At 55.5% G+C, this 20363-nt stretch carries 16 protein-coding genes; 5 read left to right on the top strand and 11 right to left on the bottom strand.

Going from position 1 to position 20363, the window contains the following annotated elements; genetic code table 11:
* Positions 1-10: 10 nt before the first annotated feature.
* Complete coding sequence (gene bioH, locus ACQ29O_RS01645; protein ID WP_000998145.1) at positions 11-781, bottom strand: pimeloyl-ACP methyl ester esterase BioH; 771 nt, start codon at positions 779-781, stop codon at positions 11-13.
* A gap of 37 nt (positions 782-818) precedes the next feature.
* Between bioH and gntX the strand changes: the two genes are divergently transcribed.
* The 3 genes from gntX to gntT all read left to right on the top strand — a co-directional run bounded on the left by gntX (position 819) and on the right by gntT (position 3829).
* Entirely contained in the window at positions 819-1502 is a 684-nt protein-coding gene (gene gntX / locus ACQ29O_RS01640) for a DNA utilization protein GntX (protein WP_000958742.1), read from the top strand.
* 58 nt (positions 1503-1560) lie between these two features.
* Positions 1561-2136, top strand: a complete 576-nt coding sequence (gene nfuA, locus ACQ29O_RS01635) for a Fe-S biogenesis protein NfuA (RefSeq protein WP_000619387.1) — start codon at positions 1561-1563, stop codon at positions 2134-2136.
* Positions 2137-2512: 376 nt separating this feature from the next.
* The gene (gene gntT, locus ACQ29O_RS01630; protein WP_020937274.1) at positions 2513-3829 is read left to right on the top strand and encodes a gluconate transporter; all 1317 of its coding nucleotides are present in this window, start codon (positions 2513-2515) and stop codon (positions 3827-3829) included.
* 118 nt (positions 3830-3947) lie between these two features.
* Here the strand turns inward: gntT and malQ are convergent, their stop codons facing one another.
* The gene (gene malQ / locus ACQ29O_RS01625; RefSeq protein WP_000428722.1) at positions 3948-6026 is read right to left on the bottom strand and encodes a 4-alpha-glucanotransferase; all 2079 of its coding nucleotides are present in this window, start codon (positions 6024-6026) and stop codon (positions 3948-3950) included.
* Between the two features lie 9 nt (positions 6027-6035).
* Positions 6036-8429 (bottom strand): maltodextrin phosphorylase, encoded by a 2394-nt coding sequence (gene malP / locus ACQ29O_RS01620; RefSeq protein WP_000082262.1) that lies wholly within the window; start codon positions 8427-8429, stop codon positions 6036-6038.
* A gap of 593 nt (positions 8430-9022) precedes the next feature.
* On the opposite strand from malP, the gene malT reads away from it, so the two are divergent.
* Positions 9023-11728 carry an HTH-type transcriptional regulator MalT gene (gene malT, locus ACQ29O_RS01615; protein ID WP_020937273.1) on the top strand — a complete coding sequence of 902 codons (2706 nt, stop codon included), beginning with the start codon at positions 9023-9025 and terminating at the stop codon, positions 11726-11728.
* An 87-nt stretch (positions 11729-11815) separates the two neighbouring features.
* Here malT and ACQ29O_RS01610 read toward each other — a convergent pair whose 3' ends face one another.
* The 5 genes from ACQ29O_RS01610 to ACQ29O_RS01590 all read right to left on the bottom strand — a co-directional run bounded on the left by ACQ29O_RS01610 (position 11816) and on the right by ACQ29O_RS01590 (position 16486).
* Positions 11816-12091: a type II toxin-antitoxin system YafQ family toxin gene (locus tag ACQ29O_RS01610; RefSeq protein WP_001526148.1), complete on the bottom strand. Its 276-nt coding sequence runs from the start codon at positions 12089-12091 to the stop codon at positions 11816-11818.
* A gap of 2 nt (positions 12092-12093) precedes the next feature.
* A complete protein-coding gene (locus ACQ29O_RS01605; protein WP_000729713.1) occupies positions 12094-12354 on the bottom strand; it encodes a type II toxin-antitoxin system RelB/DinJ family antitoxin in 261 nt (86 codons plus the stop codon).
* Between the two features lie 108 nt (positions 12355-12462).
* On the bottom strand, positions 12463-13482 hold the full coding sequence (gene rtcA / locus ACQ29O_RS01600) for an RNA 3'-terminal phosphate cyclase (RefSeq protein ID WP_000101024.1): 1020 nt from the start codon (positions 13480-13482) through the stop codon (positions 12463-12465).
* A gap of 3 nt (positions 13483-13485) precedes the next feature.
* Positions 13486-14700, bottom strand: a complete 1215-nt coding sequence (rtcB, locus tag ACQ29O_RS01595; protein WP_001105533.1) for an RNA-splicing ligase RtcB — start codon at positions 14698-14700, stop codon at positions 13486-13488.
* A 232-nt stretch (positions 14701-14932) separates the two neighbouring features.
* Complete coding sequence (locus ACQ29O_RS01590; RefSeq protein ID WP_045161971.1) at positions 14933-16486, bottom strand: vWA domain-containing protein; 1554 nt, start codon at positions 16484-16486, stop codon at positions 14933-14935.
* A gap of 189 nt (positions 16487-16675) precedes the next feature.
* Between ACQ29O_RS01590 and rtcR the strand changes: the two genes are divergently transcribed.
* Positions 16676-18259: an RNA repair transcriptional activator RtcR gene (rtcR, locus tag ACQ29O_RS01585; RefSeq protein WP_001232863.1), complete on the top strand. Its 1584-nt coding sequence runs from the start codon at positions 16676-16678 to the stop codon at positions 18257-18259.
* Here rtcR and ACQ29O_RS01580 read toward each other — a convergent pair.
* From ACQ29O_RS01580 to glpE, 3 genes are all read right to left on the bottom strand, one after another.
* On the bottom strand, positions 18256-19014 hold the full coding sequence (locus ACQ29O_RS01580; protein WP_000815085.1) for a DeoR/GlpR family transcriptional regulator: 759 nt from the start codon (positions 19012-19014) through the stop codon (positions 18256-18258). The genes rtcR and ACQ29O_RS01580 overlap by 4 nt on opposite strands.
* A 93-nt stretch (positions 19015-19107) precedes the next feature.
* Positions 19108-19938 carry a rhomboid family intramembrane serine protease GlpG gene (glpG, locus tag ACQ29O_RS01575; RefSeq protein ID WP_000928699.1) on the bottom strand — a complete coding sequence of 277 codons (831 nt, stop codon included), beginning with the start codon at positions 19936-19938 and terminating at the stop codon, positions 19108-19110.
* 75 nt (positions 19939-20013) lie between these two features.
* Complete coding sequence (gene glpE, locus ACQ29O_RS01570) at positions 20014-20340, bottom strand: thiosulfate sulfurtransferase GlpE (protein ID WP_000434523.1); 327 nt, start codon at positions 20338-20340, stop codon at positions 20014-20016.
* Positions 20341-20363: the final 23 nt, after the last annotated feature.

The raw sequence follows: 20363 nt of genomic DNA, 5'->3' as shown, positions 1-20363 counted from the left end.
AACGCCCTGGTTACAGCGATGATTTTAGCGTCATCAGCGCCTGACAAAACGCCGCCGGATGCGAGATAAACGGCGCATGGGCCGCCTTCGCCATTATCTGTGATGTACTGTGCGGCCATAACGTATCGAGCAAAGGCGCGATTTTACGCGGCACCAGACCGTCCAGATAACCATACAAACGCAAAAACGGCATGTTCACATTTTTAAGCGCTTCTCGTAGATCGACCGTTTTTAAGATTTCCAGTCCGCCATTGAGCACCTCTACATCCGGCATAGGCTGCGCCAGCACTACGCTTTTTAAGGTGCGGGCATCCTGACGCGCCGTCTCCGTCCCTAACGTTTGCAGCGCCAGAAAACGCTCCACCGTGCGCTGAAAATCGTCGCTAAGCTGCTGCTGGAATCCGCCGAGGATTTCTGGTTTTATTCCCGGCCACCCCTCACGCGCGCTAAAGCATGGCGAAGAGGCGACTGTCACCAGCGCCTGAACGCGTTCAGGGTGGGTGAGCGCCATCTGACTCGCCACCAGGCCGCCCAGGCTCCAGCCAAGCCAGATAGCCTGGTCCGGCGCGTTTTTCGCTACCTGCGCCGTCATCTCTTCAAGCGTCATGGCGCCAAACCCCGAGCTGCGACCATAGCCCGGCAAGTCGACCAGATGCAGCGTAAAATGCGAGCCGAGTTCCTCGCGAATGCAATGCCATACCTCCGCGTTCAATCCCCATCCGTGCAGCAGCACAAGATGACAATTTCCCTCGCCGTAGGTCTGCCACCAGATGTCATTCATCAGTTACTGTTCTCTTTTGTCTAACAAGGATGCACCTATGCTAACAGTACCGGGATTATGCTGGCTATGCCGAATGCCGCTGGCGTTAAGCCACTGGGGGATTTGTTCCGTATGCGCGCGCGCCGTCCGCCAGCGCGTCAGCGTGTGTCCGCAATGTGGATTACCCGCCAGGCATCCTTCGCTCCCCTGCGGTCGCTGCCTGCAAAAACCGCCGCCCTGGCAGCGTCTGGTGAGCGTCAGTAACTATACGCCGCCCTTGAGTTTACTGGTGCATCAGCTTAAATTTACCCGCCGTAACGAAATTGCCGCCGCTCTGGCGCGTCTACTGTTGCAGGAGGTCCTCATGGCGCGCCGCAGCACTGGCTTGCAGCTTCCCGACAGAATCGTCAGCGTTCCGCTCTGGTCGCGCCGACACTGGCGGCGGGGATTTAACCAAAGCGATCTGTTATGCCAACCGTTAGCGCACTGGCTGGGCTGCGCGTGGGACAGCCAGACCATCACGCGGGTACGGGCGACCGCAACACAACATCATCTCAGCGCCAGGTTACGGAAACGCAATTTGAAAAACGCGTTTCGCCTTGAATTGCCGGTACAGGGTCTCCATATGGTTATTGTGGATGATGTCGTCACTACCGGAAGTACCGTCGCGGAAATCGCGCAACTGCTTTTGCGCAACGGCGCAGCGACTGTCCAGGTATGGTGCCTGTGTCGAACCTTGTAGAGCCTCGATGATGGGCGTATTATAACCAACTAAAATAGTCAACTATTAGGCCATTACTATGATCCGTATTTCCGATGCTGCACAAGCGCACTTTGCCAAACTGCTGGCAAATCAGGAAGAAGGGACGCAAATCCGCGTATTTGTCATTAATCCCGGCACTCCTAACGCAGAGTGCGGCGTTTCTTATTGTCCGCCCGACGCCGTAGAAGCCACCGATACTGCACTGAAATTTGACCTGTTGACCGCTTATGTCGACGAGCTGAGCGCGCCCTATCTGGAAGACGCGGAAATTGATTTCGTGACCGACCAGCTAGGTTCTCAACTTACATTGAAAGCGCCAAACGCGAAGATGCGCAAAGTGGCCGATGACGCGCCGCTGATGGAGCGCGTGGAATATGCTCTGCAATCGCAGATTAACCCGCAGTTGGCGGGCCACGGCGGTCGCGTCTCGCTGATGGAAATTACCGATGAAGGCTATGCAATTCTGCAGTTTGGCGGCGGTTGTAACGGTTGCTCGATGGTTGACGTCACGCTGAAAGAAGGGATCGAGAAACAGTTGCTGAATGAATTCCCGGAACTGAAAGGGGTTCGCGATCTGACCGAACACCAGCGCGGCGAGCACTCCTACTACTAAGATTTTCCCCGCATCCATGCCCGATGGCGCTTGCGCCTGTCGGGCCTTGTCTGCCCCACCGTAGGCCGAATAAGGCGTTTACGCCGCCATCCTGCGCTATCAGCCACAACTCAGAACGATGGTCCTTCTCCTTTCACCGATAACATGACCTGTGTCTCATAATTTAAATTTTGCCTGCCAGGGTCATTTTCAACACCCACATGTTACCCGTATCATTCTTATGGGCACCTAACATCCATATAACATCTGACTACGCTCATTCGTTTCAACGGTAATCAGTATTGGTGCTATTGCGACTCTGTTCCCGTCGGGAACAACAGGAATTTGTCGTCGAAACAATGACGTTACCCATAACAAAGTAAAGGCCAGGTAAATCATGCCATTAGTCATCGTTGCTATCGGTGTTATCTTGTTACTTCTTCTGATGATCCGCTTCAAAATGAACGGATTTATCGCCCTTGTCCTGGTAGCGCTCGCTGTCGGGTTGATGCAGGGAATGCCGCTGGATAAAGTCATCGGCTCCATCAAAGCCGGTGTCGGCGGTACGCTTGGCAGTCTGGCCCTGATTATGGGGTTCGGCGCCATGCTGGGCAAAATGCTTGCCGACTGCGGCGGCGCTCAACGTATCGCCACTACCCTGATCGCGAAATTTGGTAAAAAGCATATTCAGTGGGCCGTAGTGTTAACCGGCTTTACCGTCGGCTTCGCTCTGTTCTATGAAGTGGGCTTCGTTCTGATGCTGCCGCTGGTATTCACCATTGCCGCAGCAGCGAATATCCCGTTACTGTACGTCGGCGTGCCGATGGCCGCGGCGCTTTCCGTCACACACGGCTTCCTGCCGCCGCACCCGGGCCCAACCGCAATCGCCACGATTTTCCATGCCGATATGGGTAAGACGCTGCTGTTTGGTACGATTCTGGCAATCCCGACCGTGATCCTTGCCGGACCGGTTTACGCCCGTTTCCTGAAAGGTATCGATAAGCCGATCCCGGAAGGCCTGTACAGCGCGAAAACTTTTACGGAAGAAGAGATGCCGGGCTTTGGCGTCAGCGTCTGGACGTCGCTGGTTCCGGTGATTCTGATGGCGATGCGTGCGATTGCCGAGATGATTCTGCCAAAAGGCCACGCTTTCCTGCCCGTTGCCGAGTTCCTGGGCGACCCGGTAATGGCTACGTTAATTGCCGTACTGATTGCGATGTTCACCTTTGGCCTGAACCGCGGGCGTTCCATGGATCAGATTAACGATACGCTGGTCTCTTCCATCAAAATTATCGCCATGATGCTGCTGATCATCGGCGGCGGCGGCGCATTCAAGCAGGTGCTGGTAGATAGCGGCGTGGATAAATACATCGCTTCAATGATGCATGAAACCAATGTCTCTCCGCTGTTAATGGCGTGGTCTATCGCGGCGGTGCTGCGTATCGCGCTGGGCTCCGCGACTGTCGCGGCGATTACCGCAGGCGGCATTGCGGCGCCGCTGATCGCCACTACCGGCGTTAGCCCTGAACTGATGGTTATCGCAGTCGGTTCCGGGAGCGTGATTTTCTCTCACGTCAACGACCCGGGCCTCTGGCTGTTCAAAGAGTATTTCAATTTGACTATCGGCGAGACCATTAAATCCTGGTCGATGCTGGAAACGATCATCTCCGTCTGCGGCCTGATCGGCTGTCTGCTGTTGGGTATGGTGGTTTAAGCGAGACAGCTTGTAGGCCGGATAAGGCAGCAATGTGCGCCAGGATTGCCTGATGGCGCTGCGCTTATCAGACCTACGTGCTCTCACCATAATAAAGCCGGGGAAATCCCCGGCTTTATTACTTCTTCTTCGCGGCCGCTTTTCGGCGCTTATCCAAATCCTTAATCAGCTTGTTTACGCCCTCATCGGCAAACATCTGCTCCAGCGTGGCGGTGAGCTTCCGCCGCCAGTTTTTATACTGATCGCTGGTGCCCGGTACGTTAACCGGATCGGCCATATCCAGCCAGTCCTCCGGCTGAAGCCCCAATAGACCGCTGTTACTGTCGGCGATATAGCGCTGAAGTCCGCGATTTAGCGTTGGCGTCATCGACATTAACGATGCCTTATGCCCGGCGCGTTTTGGCAGACATCCATATTTATGCAGCGCGTCCAATAGCCCCTGTTTCGCCCGCTCGCGATCCTCATACAGCCCGCGCAGAATCACTTCATCCGGATAAAGCCCCAGAGCTTTACCCAACGTCAGGTCACCGCATTCCCAATAGCCGCGCAGCGTGGGGAGATCGTGCGTCGAGGCGACAGCCATCGATTGTTGCGGATACGCACCTGGCGCGCGGAAGTTTTTCTCAAGGTCATTTTCAAACCACAGCACTTTATAAGAATAGACCCCGCTATCGCGCAGCTTGCCGACAATCTCAACTGGCACCGTCCCCAGATCTTCGCCTATCACCATACAGCGGTGAAGTTGGCTCTCCAGCGCCAGAATAGAAAGCAAATCATCTACCGGATAATGGACGTAAGCCCCCTGATCCGCTGTTTCGCCATACGGTATCCACCACAGACGCAGCAACGACATGACATGGTCAATGCGCAACGCGCCGCAGTTTTGCATATTGGCGCGCAGCAGGTCGATAAAGGGCTCATACGCCCGGGCGACAATGATATGCGGGTCCATTGGCGGCAGCCCCCAGTTCTGACCGAGCGGGCCGAGGATATCCGGCGGCGCGCCGACAGATGCTTTCAGGCAGTACAGCTCCCGGTCGCACCAGGTTTCCGCGCCGCCTTCCGCTACGCCAACCGCCAGATCGCGGTACAGACCAATCGGTAGTTTAAAACTCTGGCAGGTATCCCAGCAGGCGGCGAATTGGCGCCAGGCCAGCCACTGAAGCCAGAGATAAAACTCCACCTCTTCGCGGTGCGCTTCACAGAATTGTTTTACAGCGGGAGACTCTACCGACTGGTACGCCTCCGGCCAGGCTGGCCAGCCCCAGCGCTGCTCATCCTCTTTCACCTGATACGCATGCAGCGCGTCGAATGCCGCCTGCCAGTAAAGGCTTTCGCCTTCGCGGGCGATAAAGTGACGAAACTCCGCCATTTGCGCATCGTCGCGAGCGGCAAAGCGCGTCCACGCCATCCGCAGCGCCGTGATTTTCAGCGCGGTAACGGTAGCGTAATCGACCCATTGCGCATCGCGCGCCTGTCGCAGCTGTTGCTGTGTGGCGGGCATTTGCCACCATGCCTGCGCCTCTTCGCTCAGGCGGAAATCTTCGACGGCGTTGACGTCGATATATATCACGTTCAGCCAGCGACGAGACGAGGGGCTGTAGGGACTGGCGCTCTCCGGATTCGCCGGATAAAGCGCGTGGATCGGGTTCAGGCCGATAAACGCGCCGCCGCGTGTCGCCACGTCGACCAGCATCGACTTCAAATCGCCGAAATCGCCAATACCCCAGTTTTTTTCTGAACGCAGAGTATAAAGCTGGACGCAGGCCCCCCACAGTTTTTTCCCCTCCAGCAGCGCCTGCGGCTCATAGCATCGCGGCGGGGCGACGATAATCCGGCAGTGCGTACGCTGTTCATCCTGGGTCAACGTCAGGGTGTGGTAGCCCTCCGGCAATGTAGCCGGAAGGTTAAGTTTTTTACCGCCCGTCACGCGCCCTTTGTAATGCACGCCCTCTTCCGTAGTCAGCAGCCAGGCAAACTCACCGCGCCCCTCTACCGGCAACGCCATTTTTTTACCCGCGGTATAAACCTTCACATTCGGCACGACCGCCTGTGGTCCTGTTGTCGTGCCGTGCATCGCCGCCAGCAAACGTCTCTTGGTTTCAGCGCCAATAGACTGCGGTTTGCCATGAGCATTGATGTAACTGGGGCTGATCCCCGCCGCCAGCGCGGCACTATCGAGACGTTTATTTTCCATCGCGCTCCCTTAGCGTTTTGCCTGCCAGATACGGGCTTGATAATCGCGAATAGAGCGATCGGAACTGAACATACCGCAGCGCGCGGTATTGAGGATCGCGGCGCGCGTCCACGCTTCCTGGTCACGATACAGCGCATCCACCTGCTTTTGCGCCTCGACATAAGCGGCGAAGTCCGCCATGACCAGGTACGGATCGCCCCCCTGTTTGCCGAGGCTATGCAGCATCTGGTCAAAGGCATGTTTATCGCCATCGCTGTATTGACCGCTTTCCAGCTCTTTTAGCACCGCATCCAGCACTTTGTCTTTTTTACGCCATTTCACCGGATCGTAGCCTTTGGCTTTGAGCGCCTTGACCTCTTCCACAGTATGGCCAAAGATAAAGATATTCTCTTCACCCACCTTCTCAGCGATTTCAACGTTAGCGCCGTCCAGCGTTCCCACAGTCAACGCCCCGTTCAGCGCCAGTTTCATGTTGCCGGTGCCGGACGCCTCTTTCCCGGCGGTAGAAATTTGCTCGGAAATATCCGCCGCCGGAATGAGCATTTCCGCCGCCGAGACGCAGTAATCCGGCAGGAAAACCACCTTCAGCTTATCACCCACCGCCGGGTCGTTATTAATGGCTTCCGCAACCTTATTGATAGCAAAAATGATGTTCTTCGCCAGGTAATAGCCCGGCGCCGCCTTCGCGCCAAACAGGAATACGCGCGGTACGCGGTCGGCCTGCGGGTTTTCGCGGATCTCTTTGTACAGTGCCAGAATGTGCAGTAGGTTCAGGTGCTGACGTTTGTACTCGTGCAGACGTTTGATTTGAATATCAAAAATCGCGTTGCTTGAAATCTCAATCCCGGTACGGGCCTTGATGAATTTCACCAGCCGCTCTTTGTTCGCCCGCTTGATGTCGCGATATTGCTGACGGAACTTCGCATCGTCAGCGTATTTTTCGAGGTTGATCAACTGGTCGAGATCGTTAGCCCACTCTTTTTTCAGCGTTTTATCCAGCAACGCCGCAAGCTGCGGATTGCACTGTTTGATCCAGCGACGCGGCGTAATGCCGTTGGTGACATTGTGGAATTTGTTCGGCCAAAGCTGGTGATATTCCGGGAACAGATCTTTCACCACCAGATCGGAGTGCAGCGCCGCCACACCGTTGACCGCAAAGCCGCTGACCACGCACATATTGGCCATGCGTACCTGACGGTCGTGCACCACCGCCAGTTTTGCCCATACCTGCTTATCGCCAGGCCAGGTCTTATCGACCAGCGTCTTAAAGCGATCGTTAATCTGCTTGATAATCTGCATATGACGCGGCAACAGCGCTTTGATTAACCTCTCGTCCCAGCACTCCAGCGCTTCCGGCATCAGGGTGTGGTTGGTGTAGGCGAAGGTTTTGCTGGTGATAGCCCAGGCGTCATCCCAGCTCATCTGGTGTTCATCCAGCAATACGCGCAGCAGTTCAGGGATGGCAATAGTCGGGTGGGTATCATTTAGCTGAATGACCTCATAATCCGCCAGCTCATGCAGCTTGCGTCCGGCCAGATGATGGCGACGCAGAATATCCGCTACCGAGCAGGCGCACTGGAAGTATTGCTGCATCAGGCGCAGTTTTTTGCCCGCCGTGTGGTTATCGTTGGGATAAAGCACCTTCGTCAGTTTTTCCGCATCGATACCCTGCTGTTCCGCCCGCAGGAAAGCGCCGTCGTTGAATTTGGTCAGATCAAACGGATGGGCGTGGGTCGCCTGCCACAAACGCAGCGGTTGCGCGACACCGTTACGATAGCCTAACACCGGCAGATCCCAGGCCTGGCCTGTAATCACAAAACCTGGCTCCCAGCGCCCTTCTTTGGTGACTTTACCGCCGATCCCAACCTGGACGTCCAGCGCCTCGTTGTGGCGGAACCACGGATAGCTGCCGCGATGCCAGTCATCCGGCGCTTCCACCTGCTTGCCCTCAACAAATGACTGACGGAACAGCCCATACTGGTAGTTCAGACCATAGCCGGTAGCGGACTGCCCGACAGTGGCCATCGAATCGAGGAAGCAGGCGGCCAGACGTCCCAGACCACCGTTGCCGAGCGCCGGATCGACTTCCTCTTCCAGCAGATTGGTCAGATTAATATCGTGCGCTTTCAGCACATCGCTAACGTCCTGGTACCACCCCAGATTTAACAGGTTATTTCCCGTCAGGCGGCCAATCAAAAATTCCATCGAAATGTAGTTCACATGACGCTGGCCTTTCGTCGGCTGCGCTACCGGTTGCGCGCTCAGTAATTCCGCCAGCGCGCCGCTAACGGCCTGCCACCACTGACGAGGCGTCATGTCGGACGCCGACAGTAAACCGAAACGCTGCCACTGACGCGTCAGGGCGGCCTGGAATTGATCTTTATTGAAGGTTGGCTGTGACATAGGAAATCCGTCCTCGGGTAATAAAACAACGTTATCGCTAGTTTGCCAGGCTCGATGTTGACCTTCCTCCTCCCGGCAATGATTAGGGAGGGAGGAGGAGCGGGGATGAGCATAAAAGTGTGATCGCCGCCACTTACCCCTGTATAAACGCGCCGATTCCTGTCAACGACACCCAGTGTTACGCATAATCAAATGAATAAACAGAAATAACAGTAAATCGCGAAGGGGTATTTTCGAAGATTATATGAACGCCGAAATAGTTTCTTACCTGAAATATTCAGCAGCGGGAGGTTCACTAACTTAACATAATTAATTAAACGCCTGGTATCGCCATTGTGTTAAATCCGCATCCTGTCCAGGACATTATTTACAATAACGGAAATATGACCTCAGCCCAGCTCTGACGCTCGTTTCAACCGCGCCGAATACTTTTTTAATACCGTTATTTAGAATTGTGACAGAGTGCAAATTCAGACACATAAAAAGTCTGCTTAGCTTGCATTAAAATGCTTTCTGGCCGACCTTATATCTATTAATTACGAAGCGCAAAAAAAATCGCAGTTCCCCCCATTTCCCACAGTGAAGTGATTGCTATGTTGATTCCGTCTAAATTAAGTCGTCCGGTTCGTCTCGACCATACCGTGGTTCGTGAGCGGCTGTTGGCTAAACTTTCCGGCGCGAACAATTTCAGGCTCGCCCTGGTAACCAGTCCTGCTGGCTATGGGAAAACCACGCTTGTCTCACAGTGGGCGGCGGGCAAAAATGAATTAGGCTGGTACTCTCTCGACGAAGGCGATAACCAGCAAGAGCGATTCGCCAGTTACTTAATTGCCGCTATCCAACAGGCCACCGGCGGACACTGCTCTACCAGCGAAGCGATGGCGCAAAAACGTCAGTACGCCAGCCTGACGTCCCTCTTCGCGCAGCTCTTTATTGAACTGGCGCAGTGGCATCGCCCGCTTTATCTGGTGATTGACGACTACCATTTGATTACCAATCCGGTGATTCACGACGCGATGCGCTTTTTCTTACGGCATCAGCCGGAAAATTTCACCCTGGTGGTGTTATCGCGTAATTTTCCGCAACTGGGCATCGCTAATCTGCGCGTGCGCGATCAGCTGTTGGAAATCGGCAGCCAGCAGTTAGCTTTTAACCATCAGGAAGCAAAGCAATTTTTTGACCGTCGCCTTTCGTCGCCCATTGAAGCCGCTGAGAGCAGTCGTATGTGCGACGATGTGGCCGGTTGGGCCACTGCGCTACAGTTGATCGCCCTCTCCGCGCGCCAGAACCATACCTCTGCGCATCACTCCGCCCGCCGTCTTGCCGGGATTAATGCCAGCCACCTTTCTGATTATCTGGTGGACGAAGTACTGGATAACGTGGATGTCAGCACCCGACATTTTTTACTTAAAAGCGCGATCTTACGCTCAATGAATGACGCGTTGATTGTGCGCGTGACCGGCGAAGAAAACGGCCAGATGCGGCTGGAGGAGATTGAGCGCCAGGGGTTATTCCTGCAACGCATGGACGACACGGGCGAGTGGTTTAGCTATCACCCGTTGTTTGGTAGCTTTCTGCGCCAGCGTTGCCAGTGGGAACTGGCGGCGGAACTGCCGGAGATCCACCGTGCGGCCGCGGAAAGCTGGATGGAACAGGGTTTTCCCGGCGAAGCTATTCATCATGCGCTGGCGGCGGGTGACGCGCAAATGCTGCGCGATATCCTGCTTAACCATGCGTGGGGGCTGTTTAATCACAGTGAACTGGCGCTGCTGGAAGAGTCATTAAAAGCGCTGCCGTGGGAAAGCCTGCTGGAAAATCCGCGGCTGGTGTTGTTACAGGCCTGGCTGATGCAAAGCCAACACCGCTACAGCGAAGTGAATACGCTGCTGGCGCGCGCCGAGCAAGAGATCAAAGGGGTCATGGACGGCACGCTACATGCTGAATTTAACGCGCTGCGCGCCCAGGTCGCCATCAACGACGGCAATCCGGAAGAGGCTGAGCGGCTGGCGAAACTGGCGCTGGATGAGCTTCCTCTCGCCTGGTTTTATAGCCGTATTGTCGCGACCTCCGTTCACGGCGAAGTGCTGCACTGTAAAGGCGATCTCAGCCAGTCTTTATCGCTGATGCAGCAAACCGAACAAATGGCGCGCCATCATGACGTCTGGCATTACGCGCTGTGGAGCTTAATTCAACAAAGTGAAATTCAGTTCGCCCAGGGATTCCTGCAGGCCGCATGGGAAACGCAGGAGAGAGCCTTCCAGTTGATCAAAGAGCAACATCTGGAACAACTGCCGATGCATGAGTTTCTGGTACGTATCCGCGCGCAATTGCTGTGGGCGTGGGCGCGCCTTGACGAAGCGGAGGCCTCGGCGCGCAGCGGTATCGCTGTGCTGTCCACCTTCCAGCCGCAACAACAGTTGCAGTGCCTGACGTTACTGGTGCAGTGCTCGCTGGCGCGCGGCGATCTGGATAATGCCCGTAGTCAGCTTAACCGACCGGAAAATTTATTAGGCAATGGTCGTTATCACTGCGACTGGATCTCTAACGCCGATAAAGTGCGTGTCATTTACTGGCAGTTAACCGGCGACAAGAAATCCGCCGCCAACTGGTTACGTCATACGCCCAAACCGGCGTTTGCCAATAACCATTTTCTGCAAGGGCAATGGCGGAATATCGCCCGCGCGCAGATCCTGCTGGGCGAATTCGAGCCTGCGGAAATCGTGCTGGAAGAGTTAAATGAGAATGCCCGTAGCCTGCGCTTAATGAGCGATTTAAACCGCAATCTGCTGTTACTCAATCAGCTTTACTGGCAATCCGGGCGGAAAAACGACGCCCAGCGCGTATTGCTTGATGCCTTACAGCTCGCCAACCGCACCGGATTTATCAGCCATTTTGTGATTGAAGGCGAAGCCATGGCGCAACAATTGCGTCAGCTTATCCAGCTCAATACGCTGCCGGAGATGGAGCAGCATCGCGCGCAGCGCATCCTGCGAGAGATTAACCAACATCACCGGCATAAATTCGCCCATTTTGACGAAGGCTTCGTCGAGCGCCTGCTTAACCATCCGGATGTCCCGGAGCTTATTCGCACCAGCCCGCTCACCCAGCGTGAATGGCAGGTGTTAGGGCTTATCTATTCCGGTTACAGCAACGAACAGATTGCCGGCGAACTGGCGGTGGCCGCAACCACCATTAAGACGCATATCCGCAACCTCTACCAGAAACTCGGCGTCGCGCACCGTCAGGACGCGGTACAGCACGCACAACAGTTGCTGAAGATGATGGGGTACGGGGTTTGAGGCAAAACAGGCAACGTCCTGGTGTGTAAATTTGTTTAATCATAAAACCTGAAAGCACCGGTTAACATATGGGCAAAAACGGCGCTTTTAAAATAAATCGGCATGCGTTCCTGTTCGTTCAAATCGCAGGCATTCATCCGTTATCTTATAAATAAGAATCCAGTCAGGCTCAATATGGGCATCCCGGTATCCGCTATATGAACCTTGTAACGGGTGATCTTTATAAATGGCAGGAAGGGGAAAAGGGTGGTGAATCAGAAGCGTCATAAGTGTTTTAAGTTTGCCGACATCCTTATGACGCTTTTGTGCCCGTTTTACATCTTTCTGGAACTGTCCCGAATATTCAATTTCCCTTTGCCCCATAGTCAGATCCCTAACTGGTCAAACAAATCATCAGCATCTTTGGCTTTATGAATATCAACGCCAGCTTCGCTATTTTCTATCGTTCGTGACGTTAACTCATTGGGTATGCGCAAATCAAAAGGCAATGCCTTTTCACGCGCAACTTTAGTCAGTGTAATCCGTATCAAATCAGAAATGGTTAACCCCATTTCAGCCAGGACATCTGCCGCCTGGTCCTTCAGCGTTTCGTCGATACGGGCACGAACAAGCGCATTTGCAGCCATCGATTAGTCTCCTGTACTGTGTCTCTATACAGTTCAAATTGTAGCTCAACTGAGACACACATACAAACCGGGCCCGGATGTTTGCCTTGCAATGCTCGTAAAGATGACTTAGTCGCTTACCCGGACAAGATAGCCACTTTCGGTTGCTTCACAGGAAAATCTGACCGGCAAAAACCGTTCCACCACCGCAATATTGGTAAGCAAGTGAGCGGAAGCCCGTGCCACGGTAAACGCGCCTTCGCCCGCCAGCGCCAGCGGTAAAATCAGCTGGTCGGCCAGATGCTCTCCCACCGCCGCCGGGCTTGCGAGATAGCGCCGCGCTTCATGCGCAACCTGATTAGCTACCGCTTCCGCGCTGGTGCCTTTTACGCCGAACGCGGCGAACAGTTCGGTCAACTGTTCGCTTTGGATCATCAGCAACAGCGCATTGCCCGGCCCGCAGCCGCCTTCCAGCGCAACGACATTTTTCTCCGCCAGCGGGAAATGGGCTTCCAGCGTTGCGACTTCACGTTCGCCAACGTGGTAAGGAACCGCCGCCAGCAAAGCTTCAGCGGTGGTGCGCAGCGTCTCGCCGCGCGATATCAGCGTTAGCCCGCGTAAAGACGTTGCCGGTTCGACGACCGTCGCCGCCGCGCCGCCGCCTGCCGGATAAAAGCCGTGTTTTATCAGCGTGGTGCGCTGGCTGATGCCCATCCTCGCCAACAGCGGCTCCCAGACGCGGCAGATAAAATCGGCGCTGGGCGCGGCCTGATTATGCGTCCCGCCGTGAACCTCCACGCGGGATGAACCATCGGCAAACCACAGCGCGGGCAGGACGGTTTGCAGCACCAGCATACAACTGCCCGCGCTGCCAATCGCGAAACGGTACTCGCCGCCGCGAATCGGCCCCGGCGTAAAACGCAACTGCTGCGAGCCCAGCTCGTCGCCGTTCACCTGCGCGCCGCAGATTTCCGTTGCCGCCCGCACCGCCGTTAAATGCTGGCGTAGCAGCCCCGGTTTGGCGCGCCCGGCGCGGATGTCGCTCATTTCAAACGGCTGGCCGGTTATCATTGATAAACTCAGCGCCGAGCGCAAAATCTGCCCGCCGCCCTCTCCCTGTGCGCCATCCAGCGCGATGATCCTTGCCATTTTCTATCCTTTAACGCACACCACCTGCCGCAGGGTGTACATGATTTCCACCAGGTCAGACTGCGCCGCCATCACCGCATCAATGTCTTTATACGCCATTGGGATCTCGTCGATCACGTCCGCATCTTTACGGCATTCGACATGCGCGGTGGCGCGAATCTGATCGTCAACGCTAAACAGTTTCTTCGCTTTCGTTCGGCTCATCACACGCCCGGCGCCGTGGCTGCACGAACAGAACGACTCTTCGTTACCCAGCCCGCGCACGATAAAGCTTTTCGCCCCCATCGAACCGGGAATGATACCGAACTCACCGCGCCGCGCCGAAACCGCTCCTTTACGCGTCACATAAATCTCTTCGCCAAAGTGCTGTTCTTTTTGCACATAGTTATGGTGGCAGTTGATCTCGTCCATATCGAGGACGATCGATTTTTCCACGCAGCGCTGGAGCGCCGCCAGCGCGTTTTCCATCATCGCCTCGCGGTTCAGGCTGGCGAATTGCTGCGCCCAGTGTACCGCTTTCAGGTAATCATCAAAATATTCGCTTCCTTCATTAAAATACGCCAGATCGCGGGACGGCAGCGTTTCTAACTGCTCCTGCATTTCTTGCTGCGCCAGGCCGATAAAATAGGTGCCGATGGCGTTACCGATCCCGCGCGAACCGGAGTGCAGCATGATCCATACCCGATCGGTTTCATCCAGACAGATCTCAATAAAGTGGTTACCGGTTCCCAATGTTCCCAGGTGCTTATAGCTATTGGTATTCAAAAAGCGCGGATATTTTTGCGTTAACCACTGATATCCCGCTTCCAGCTGCGCCCATTTTTCATCAACGTTGGCGGGCGGGTTTCCCCATGCGCCCACATCGCGACGCCCGCGTCCGGTGGTACGCCCGTGAGGCACAGCGGCCTCTATGGCGCTACGCAGCTCCGCCAGATTTTCCGGCAGATCGGCCGCCGTTAAGCTGGTACGCAGCGCGTTCATTCCACAACCGATATCCACGCCCACCGCCGCCGGAATAATCGCCCCTTTCGTCGGGATCACGCTACCGATGGTCGATCCTTTCCCCAAATGCACATCCGGCATAACGGCAATATGTTTGAAAATAAACGGCATTTTCGCCGTATTAATCAGTTGCTGACGGGCATCGTCTTCTACCGGTACGCCTTTGGTCCACATTTTTACCGGTGCGTTCTGGGTGGTCATCAATTCGTAATTCATCATTTTTTCTCGTTTTAATCATTAGGGTGGCGACAAGTTTATGTGAATACACCGCTCTACCGTTGAGCTACAGGGCTAAGCCCCGGCAGGGTTCGAACCTGCGTCTGGCCATACAAGGTGTAGATCCACCAGCATTCGTGCCTTCAGCGTTGCGCGACAAATTCATAGCCGGGATGATACGCATCGGGAAAGATGTAATCCCGGCCAGCATTCGCGCCGCGCTGAATACTCTTTACAGCGTCACGGCTTCAATCTCTTCCAGCCAGTGCGCGCTGCCATAGCGACCGTTAACAAAGTTATCTATCACCGTAAACACCTCGTCGCTGAAGCCGCCGACGTTCAAAATATCGCTTCGTTCCGCCGCCTGGGTGGTACCGTAAGGCAGCAGATCGATACACACCAGGCGCGCCTGCGGGTTGCGCTTTTTCAGTTCGATCCAGCATTCCATGGTGGCCGTTGAGCCATGGCGCGACTTATCAACCCACGATTCGTTATCCGACACCATAATCACCAGATCCACCCGCGCCCGCTCGTTCAACAACCTACGCAGCGGCGCGGAGCAGTTGGTGCTGCCGCCGCCAACCGCCGCCAGCTTTTGCGCGTTGTGCATAACCGACTGGCGCGCATCAAGCTGCACGTCGACCACATCGCATTCAAACGGCAGCACGCGGGCCTGCGGATGATTACGCAGCACGGCGGCGGCGATCATCCCGGCAACGTCCACGCAGCGGATCTTACTGGTCGCCCCCTTGCGATAGCCGGTTATCGACGACTTCATCGACCCCGACACATCCGGGCAGACCACCACGTTGCCGCGAAACGGCGGAATGTTCTCCAGCGCGTACTCCATCGCCTGCGCTAAAGCCTCGCGAATAACCTGCGGCACGCTGCATTGCAGATTGCTCCACGCCGACAGCAGCTGATAAGGATAAACCCAGGACTGGCGCACCTGCGCCCTGTCCGCCAGCCGCTGCGCCACGCTGGCGGCAAGCGTTGCATTCTCAAACACGTCATGACGCGCCAGCGTATTCAAATTCATGCGCAACGTTTGCCAGCTCATCCGCTGCGCCAGTTGCGCCCATTGTTCGCGACTCAGCGGCGCGTTGGTCAGCAGTAAAAACGGCACATCGGGTAAGGCCGCGCCCATATTGCCTTCACGAAACGCCAGCAGCGCGCGCGTTTTTTCCGGCAGTTGCGCCTTATCGCACGGCTTACCAATCAGCCAGGCAAAGAAGGCTTCCTGCCACGCCGCCTGCGGCCGTGGGTGCACCATTTTGACGATATCCGCCAGCGACGGCATATTGCCCACCGATGCCTGCAATAAGCGCTCTTCGCTGGCGTTCTGCAACCAACGCTGCACCAGCTTCTTTGGCCGCGTCCCCAGCGAGCGCCGCCCGGTCACGCCGCTGCGCAACATTTGCACAAAGTTACGCAGCATCCGGCCATTATTGATCACCCGCGCAAATACTACCGGCAGCAGCGCCGAGCCACGCGCCGCCAGAATGGCGGTCAACAGCGCGGGCATATCCTTCATCATCCCGCGTTCGCGGCCATAAATCGCCAGTTGCGCTAAAAACAGATCGTCGAGATCTTTCGCTGTCGCCAGAACATCATTTAGCTGCGCCTGGCCGCTGACATAAAAAGTCTCGTTCATGCAGCCGGTCATCACCATTTGCGCCAGTGTATGGCGTGGGGTGAAGGCGAAGGCCGCTGCGCCTTGCTGATTGCTGGCGTTGGCCAGCGGCGCGTCCCTTAACAGCGAACGGAACAAAAGTGGATTAGCCATTTGTTTTTCCCATTTCCGTTATTCTCCATGCCAGAGTTATTGCAACCAGCGTGCCAGAAAATAAATTATTTTATAGTCTATTGATTTTTAAGTTATTTATTTCCTTAGCGTTCAGGTGAAAGAAAAATGCCTGCACGGCAGCCATTAAAAAGCGATAAAATTATCTCGTCTTTTAGAAGGAAATCTAAGATGCGAAAAACGGTGGCCTTTGGTTTTGTCGGCACGGTGCTCGACTATGCAGGACGCGGCAGTCAGCGTTGGGAAAAATGGCGCCCTACTTTGTGTCTGTGTCAGCAGGATACGCTGGTCGTTCACCGCCTGGAACTGCTGTACGATGCCCGCTCTCGCTCGCTGTTTGAAGGATTAAAGAAGGATATCGCCAGCGTCTCGCCGGAAACGGAAGTCGTCGGCGTAGAAATCGCGATCCGCAACCCGTGGGACTTCGAAGAGGTTTACGCCTGCCTGCACGATTTCGCCCGCAGCCATACCTTTCATCCCGAAGATGAAGACTATCTGATTCATATCACCACCGGCACCCACGTCGCGCAGATCTGCTGGTTCCTGCTGGCGGAGGCGCGCTATCTACCGGCGCGATTAGCGCAGACCTCGCCGCCGCGCAAAAAAGATAAACCGCATAGCACGGGCGACGTGACGATTATTGACCTCGACCTCAGCCGCTACAATGACATCGCCACCCGCTTCGCCCAGGAGCGGGAGGAGACGCTCAACTTCCTGAAGTCCGGCATTGCAACCCGCAACCCGTGTTTCAACCGGATGATTGAGCAAATTGAGCGCGTCGCGATACGCTCCCGTTCGCCAATCCTGCTCAACGGCCCGACCGGCGCGGGCAAGTCGTTTCTCGCCCGTCGCATCTATGAACTAAAACTGGCCCGCCACCAGTTCAGCGGCCCGTTTGTCGAAGTGAACTGCGCCACCCTGCGCGGCGACACGGCGATGTCGGCGCTGTTCGGCCACGTTAAGGGGGCGTTTACCGGTGCGAGAGAGGAGCGTGCAGGACTGCTGCGCAGCGCCGACGGCGGCATGCTGTTTCTTGACGAAGTGGGAGAACTGGGCGCGGATGAACAGGCCATGTTGCTGAAAACCATTGAAGAGAAACGCTTTTACCCTTTCGGCAGCGACCAGCAGGTCAGCAGCGATTTCCAGTTGATTGCCGGCACGGTGCGCGACCTGCGCCAGCGAGTGGCGGAGGGGACATTCCGCGAAGACCTGTACGCGCGCATTAATCTCTGGACCTTCGAACTACCGGGCCTGCGTCAGCGCCAGGAAGATATTGAACCAAACCTTGACTACGAACTGGAACGCCACGCGGCGCTAACCGGCGACAGCGTGCGTTTTAATACCGAAGCGCGCCGCGCCTGGCTGAGCTTCGCCACCTCGCCGCAGGCCGCCTGGCGCGGTAACTTCCGCGAACTCTCCGCCAGCGTCACCCGCATGGCGACGCTAGCGGACAACGGGCGAATCACGGTCGAAACGGTAGACGATGAAATCGCGCGTTTGCGCTATAGCTGGAATGACCATCGCCCCTCCGCGCTCGACGGATTGCCGGGCATTGACGCAACGGCGCTGGATCTGTTTGACCGTATGCAACTGGAAAACGTCGTTGCCATCTGCCGCCAGGCGAAAACCCTTTCCGACGCCGGGCGGCAGCTATTCAACGTTTCCCGTCAGGGGAAAGCCACGGTGAATGACGCTGACCGGCTGCGTAAGTACCTGGCGCGTTTTGGGCTGACGTGGGACGTTTTACAGAATTAACACAGCTCCAGTTGAATATGGTTCTCCGTCAACACCTGCATCACGCCCGGCGGCGGCAGGGTATCGGTGTAGACCGCATCGACCATACTAATGCTGCCCATGTTTACCATCGCGTTACGGCCAAATTTAGAGTGATCCACCACCAGCATCACGTGGCGCGAATTTTCGATAATCGCGCGCTTGGTGCGTACCTCATGGTAGTCAAATTCCAGCAACGAGCCGTCGCTATCAATACCGCTAATACCGAGAATGCCGAAATCGAGACGGAACTGGGCGATAAAGTCCTGCGTCGCTTCGCCAATAATGCCGCCGTCGCGGCTACGGAGTTCACCGCCGGCGAGGATAATACGAAAATCCTCTTTCGCCATTAGCGTGTTCGCTACGTTCAAATTGTTGGTCACGATCCGCAAATTACTGTGCCCTAACAGGGCGTGCGCTACGGCTTCCGGCGTCGTGCCGATATCAATAAACAGCGTTGAACCATTGGGGATCTGGGCCGCGACTTTGCGAGCGATGCGCTCTTTTTCTTCCGTTTGCGTCGCCTTACGATCGTGCCACGGCGTGTTCACCGAGCTGGAGGGCAACGCCGCGCCGCCGTGGTGGCGCAAAATCATATTCTGTTCCGCCAGATCGTTAAGATCCCGACGAATGGTTTGCGGGCTGACAGAAAAATGCTCCACCAGCTCTTCCGTACTGACGTACCCCTGTTTTTTTACCAGTTCAATGATCGCGTCATGCCGTTGTGTTTGTTTCATGAATAATCTCTGAAAGTAACCAACCTTGCGCCGGATAGCGGCATTCGCCCTACCCGGCCTGGAAAAATATCTCGACCACAGGCCGGATACGCCTCACGTTCGTTTTCGCGCATTCAGCGTATCAACAAAGGCCATCGCTAAACCGACGATAAGCCCGGCGATGTGCGCGCCGTTCGCCATAGACATGCCAAACCAGTCAAACCAACCAGCGACTATCCACAATAATGCAAAAATAATTAAGCCGCGCTGGAGGTAAATTCCGCTTTGCGGATCGCGCTCTCCACGCAGCCACACGTAACCCATCAGCGCATAGACGACGCCAGACAGTCCGCCAAACCACGGGCCGCTAAATTTCTGCTGTACATAGCCGCTTAGCAGCGCGCTTATCACCGTAATGACGATTAATTTACCGCTGCCCAGGCGCTTCTCTACCGCCCCGCCGAGATACCACCACCACAGCAGGTTAAAAAGAATATGCATCAGTGAGAAGTGCATAAAGATATGGGTGAAGTAGCGCCAGACTTCAAATTTTAAAACCGGATCGAACGGCCACGCCAGCCACACCATCACCGTCTGATCGCCGATGAGACTCATCGCGATATAGACCAGCACGCAGGCGAGCATCACGATCCAGGTAACAGGGCCGGCTCGTTCACGCAGCGTGGCGAGAAAGGGAAAACGGCGATAGCGTAGCCCGCTGTTAGTCTGCCCGGACTGCCAGCTAGCCGCCAGATAACGCGGATCGCCGGGATTTTCTATAAACCGCGCCAGCTCGCCCCGCACACGTTCGGCCTGCGATTCATCTGCCAACCAGATATCGCTTTGATTATGTTGCTGAATAGTAAGAATGACGCCCTGGGTGGCCATGTAATCAACAAATGCCTGCGCCACGCGAGGATTCGCAAAGGAAGTAATCATCAACATTATTGCTGTCGCTTAGTCCATACAAAAGAAGACAGTATATATACCCTTCTCGTCGGAGGCTGCATCTTTATGGGATTACGCGCCATTCGCGACATCGGCAGGGAAACGGCGATGCCAGGCCTCAAACCCGCCGTCAATGCTGTAAACCGCATCATAGCCTTGCTGGAGCAGATACTGCGCGGCGCCTTTACTACTGTTGCCGTGATAGCACATTACCATCACGGCGGTATCGAAACCATGCTCACGCATAAACGCGCCCAGCGTATCGTTAGTCAAGTGAAACGCCTGCGGCGCATGACCCATGGCATAACTTTGCGGATCGCGAATATCGACCAGCACCGCCGCGCCCTGGTGCAGTTTCTGATACGCCTCTTCTACAGTGATACATTCAAATTGTTCCATGAATCGCTCTTTCATTATTGCCG

The sequence above is a fragment of the Salmonella sp. GDC200615 genome (genome assembly GCF_050574145.1).
GTDB lineage: Bacteria > Pseudomonadota > Gammaproteobacteria > Enterobacterales > Enterobacteriaceae > Salmonella > Salmonella enterica.
This window is presented reverse-complemented; position numbering and strand designations above follow the sequence as displayed.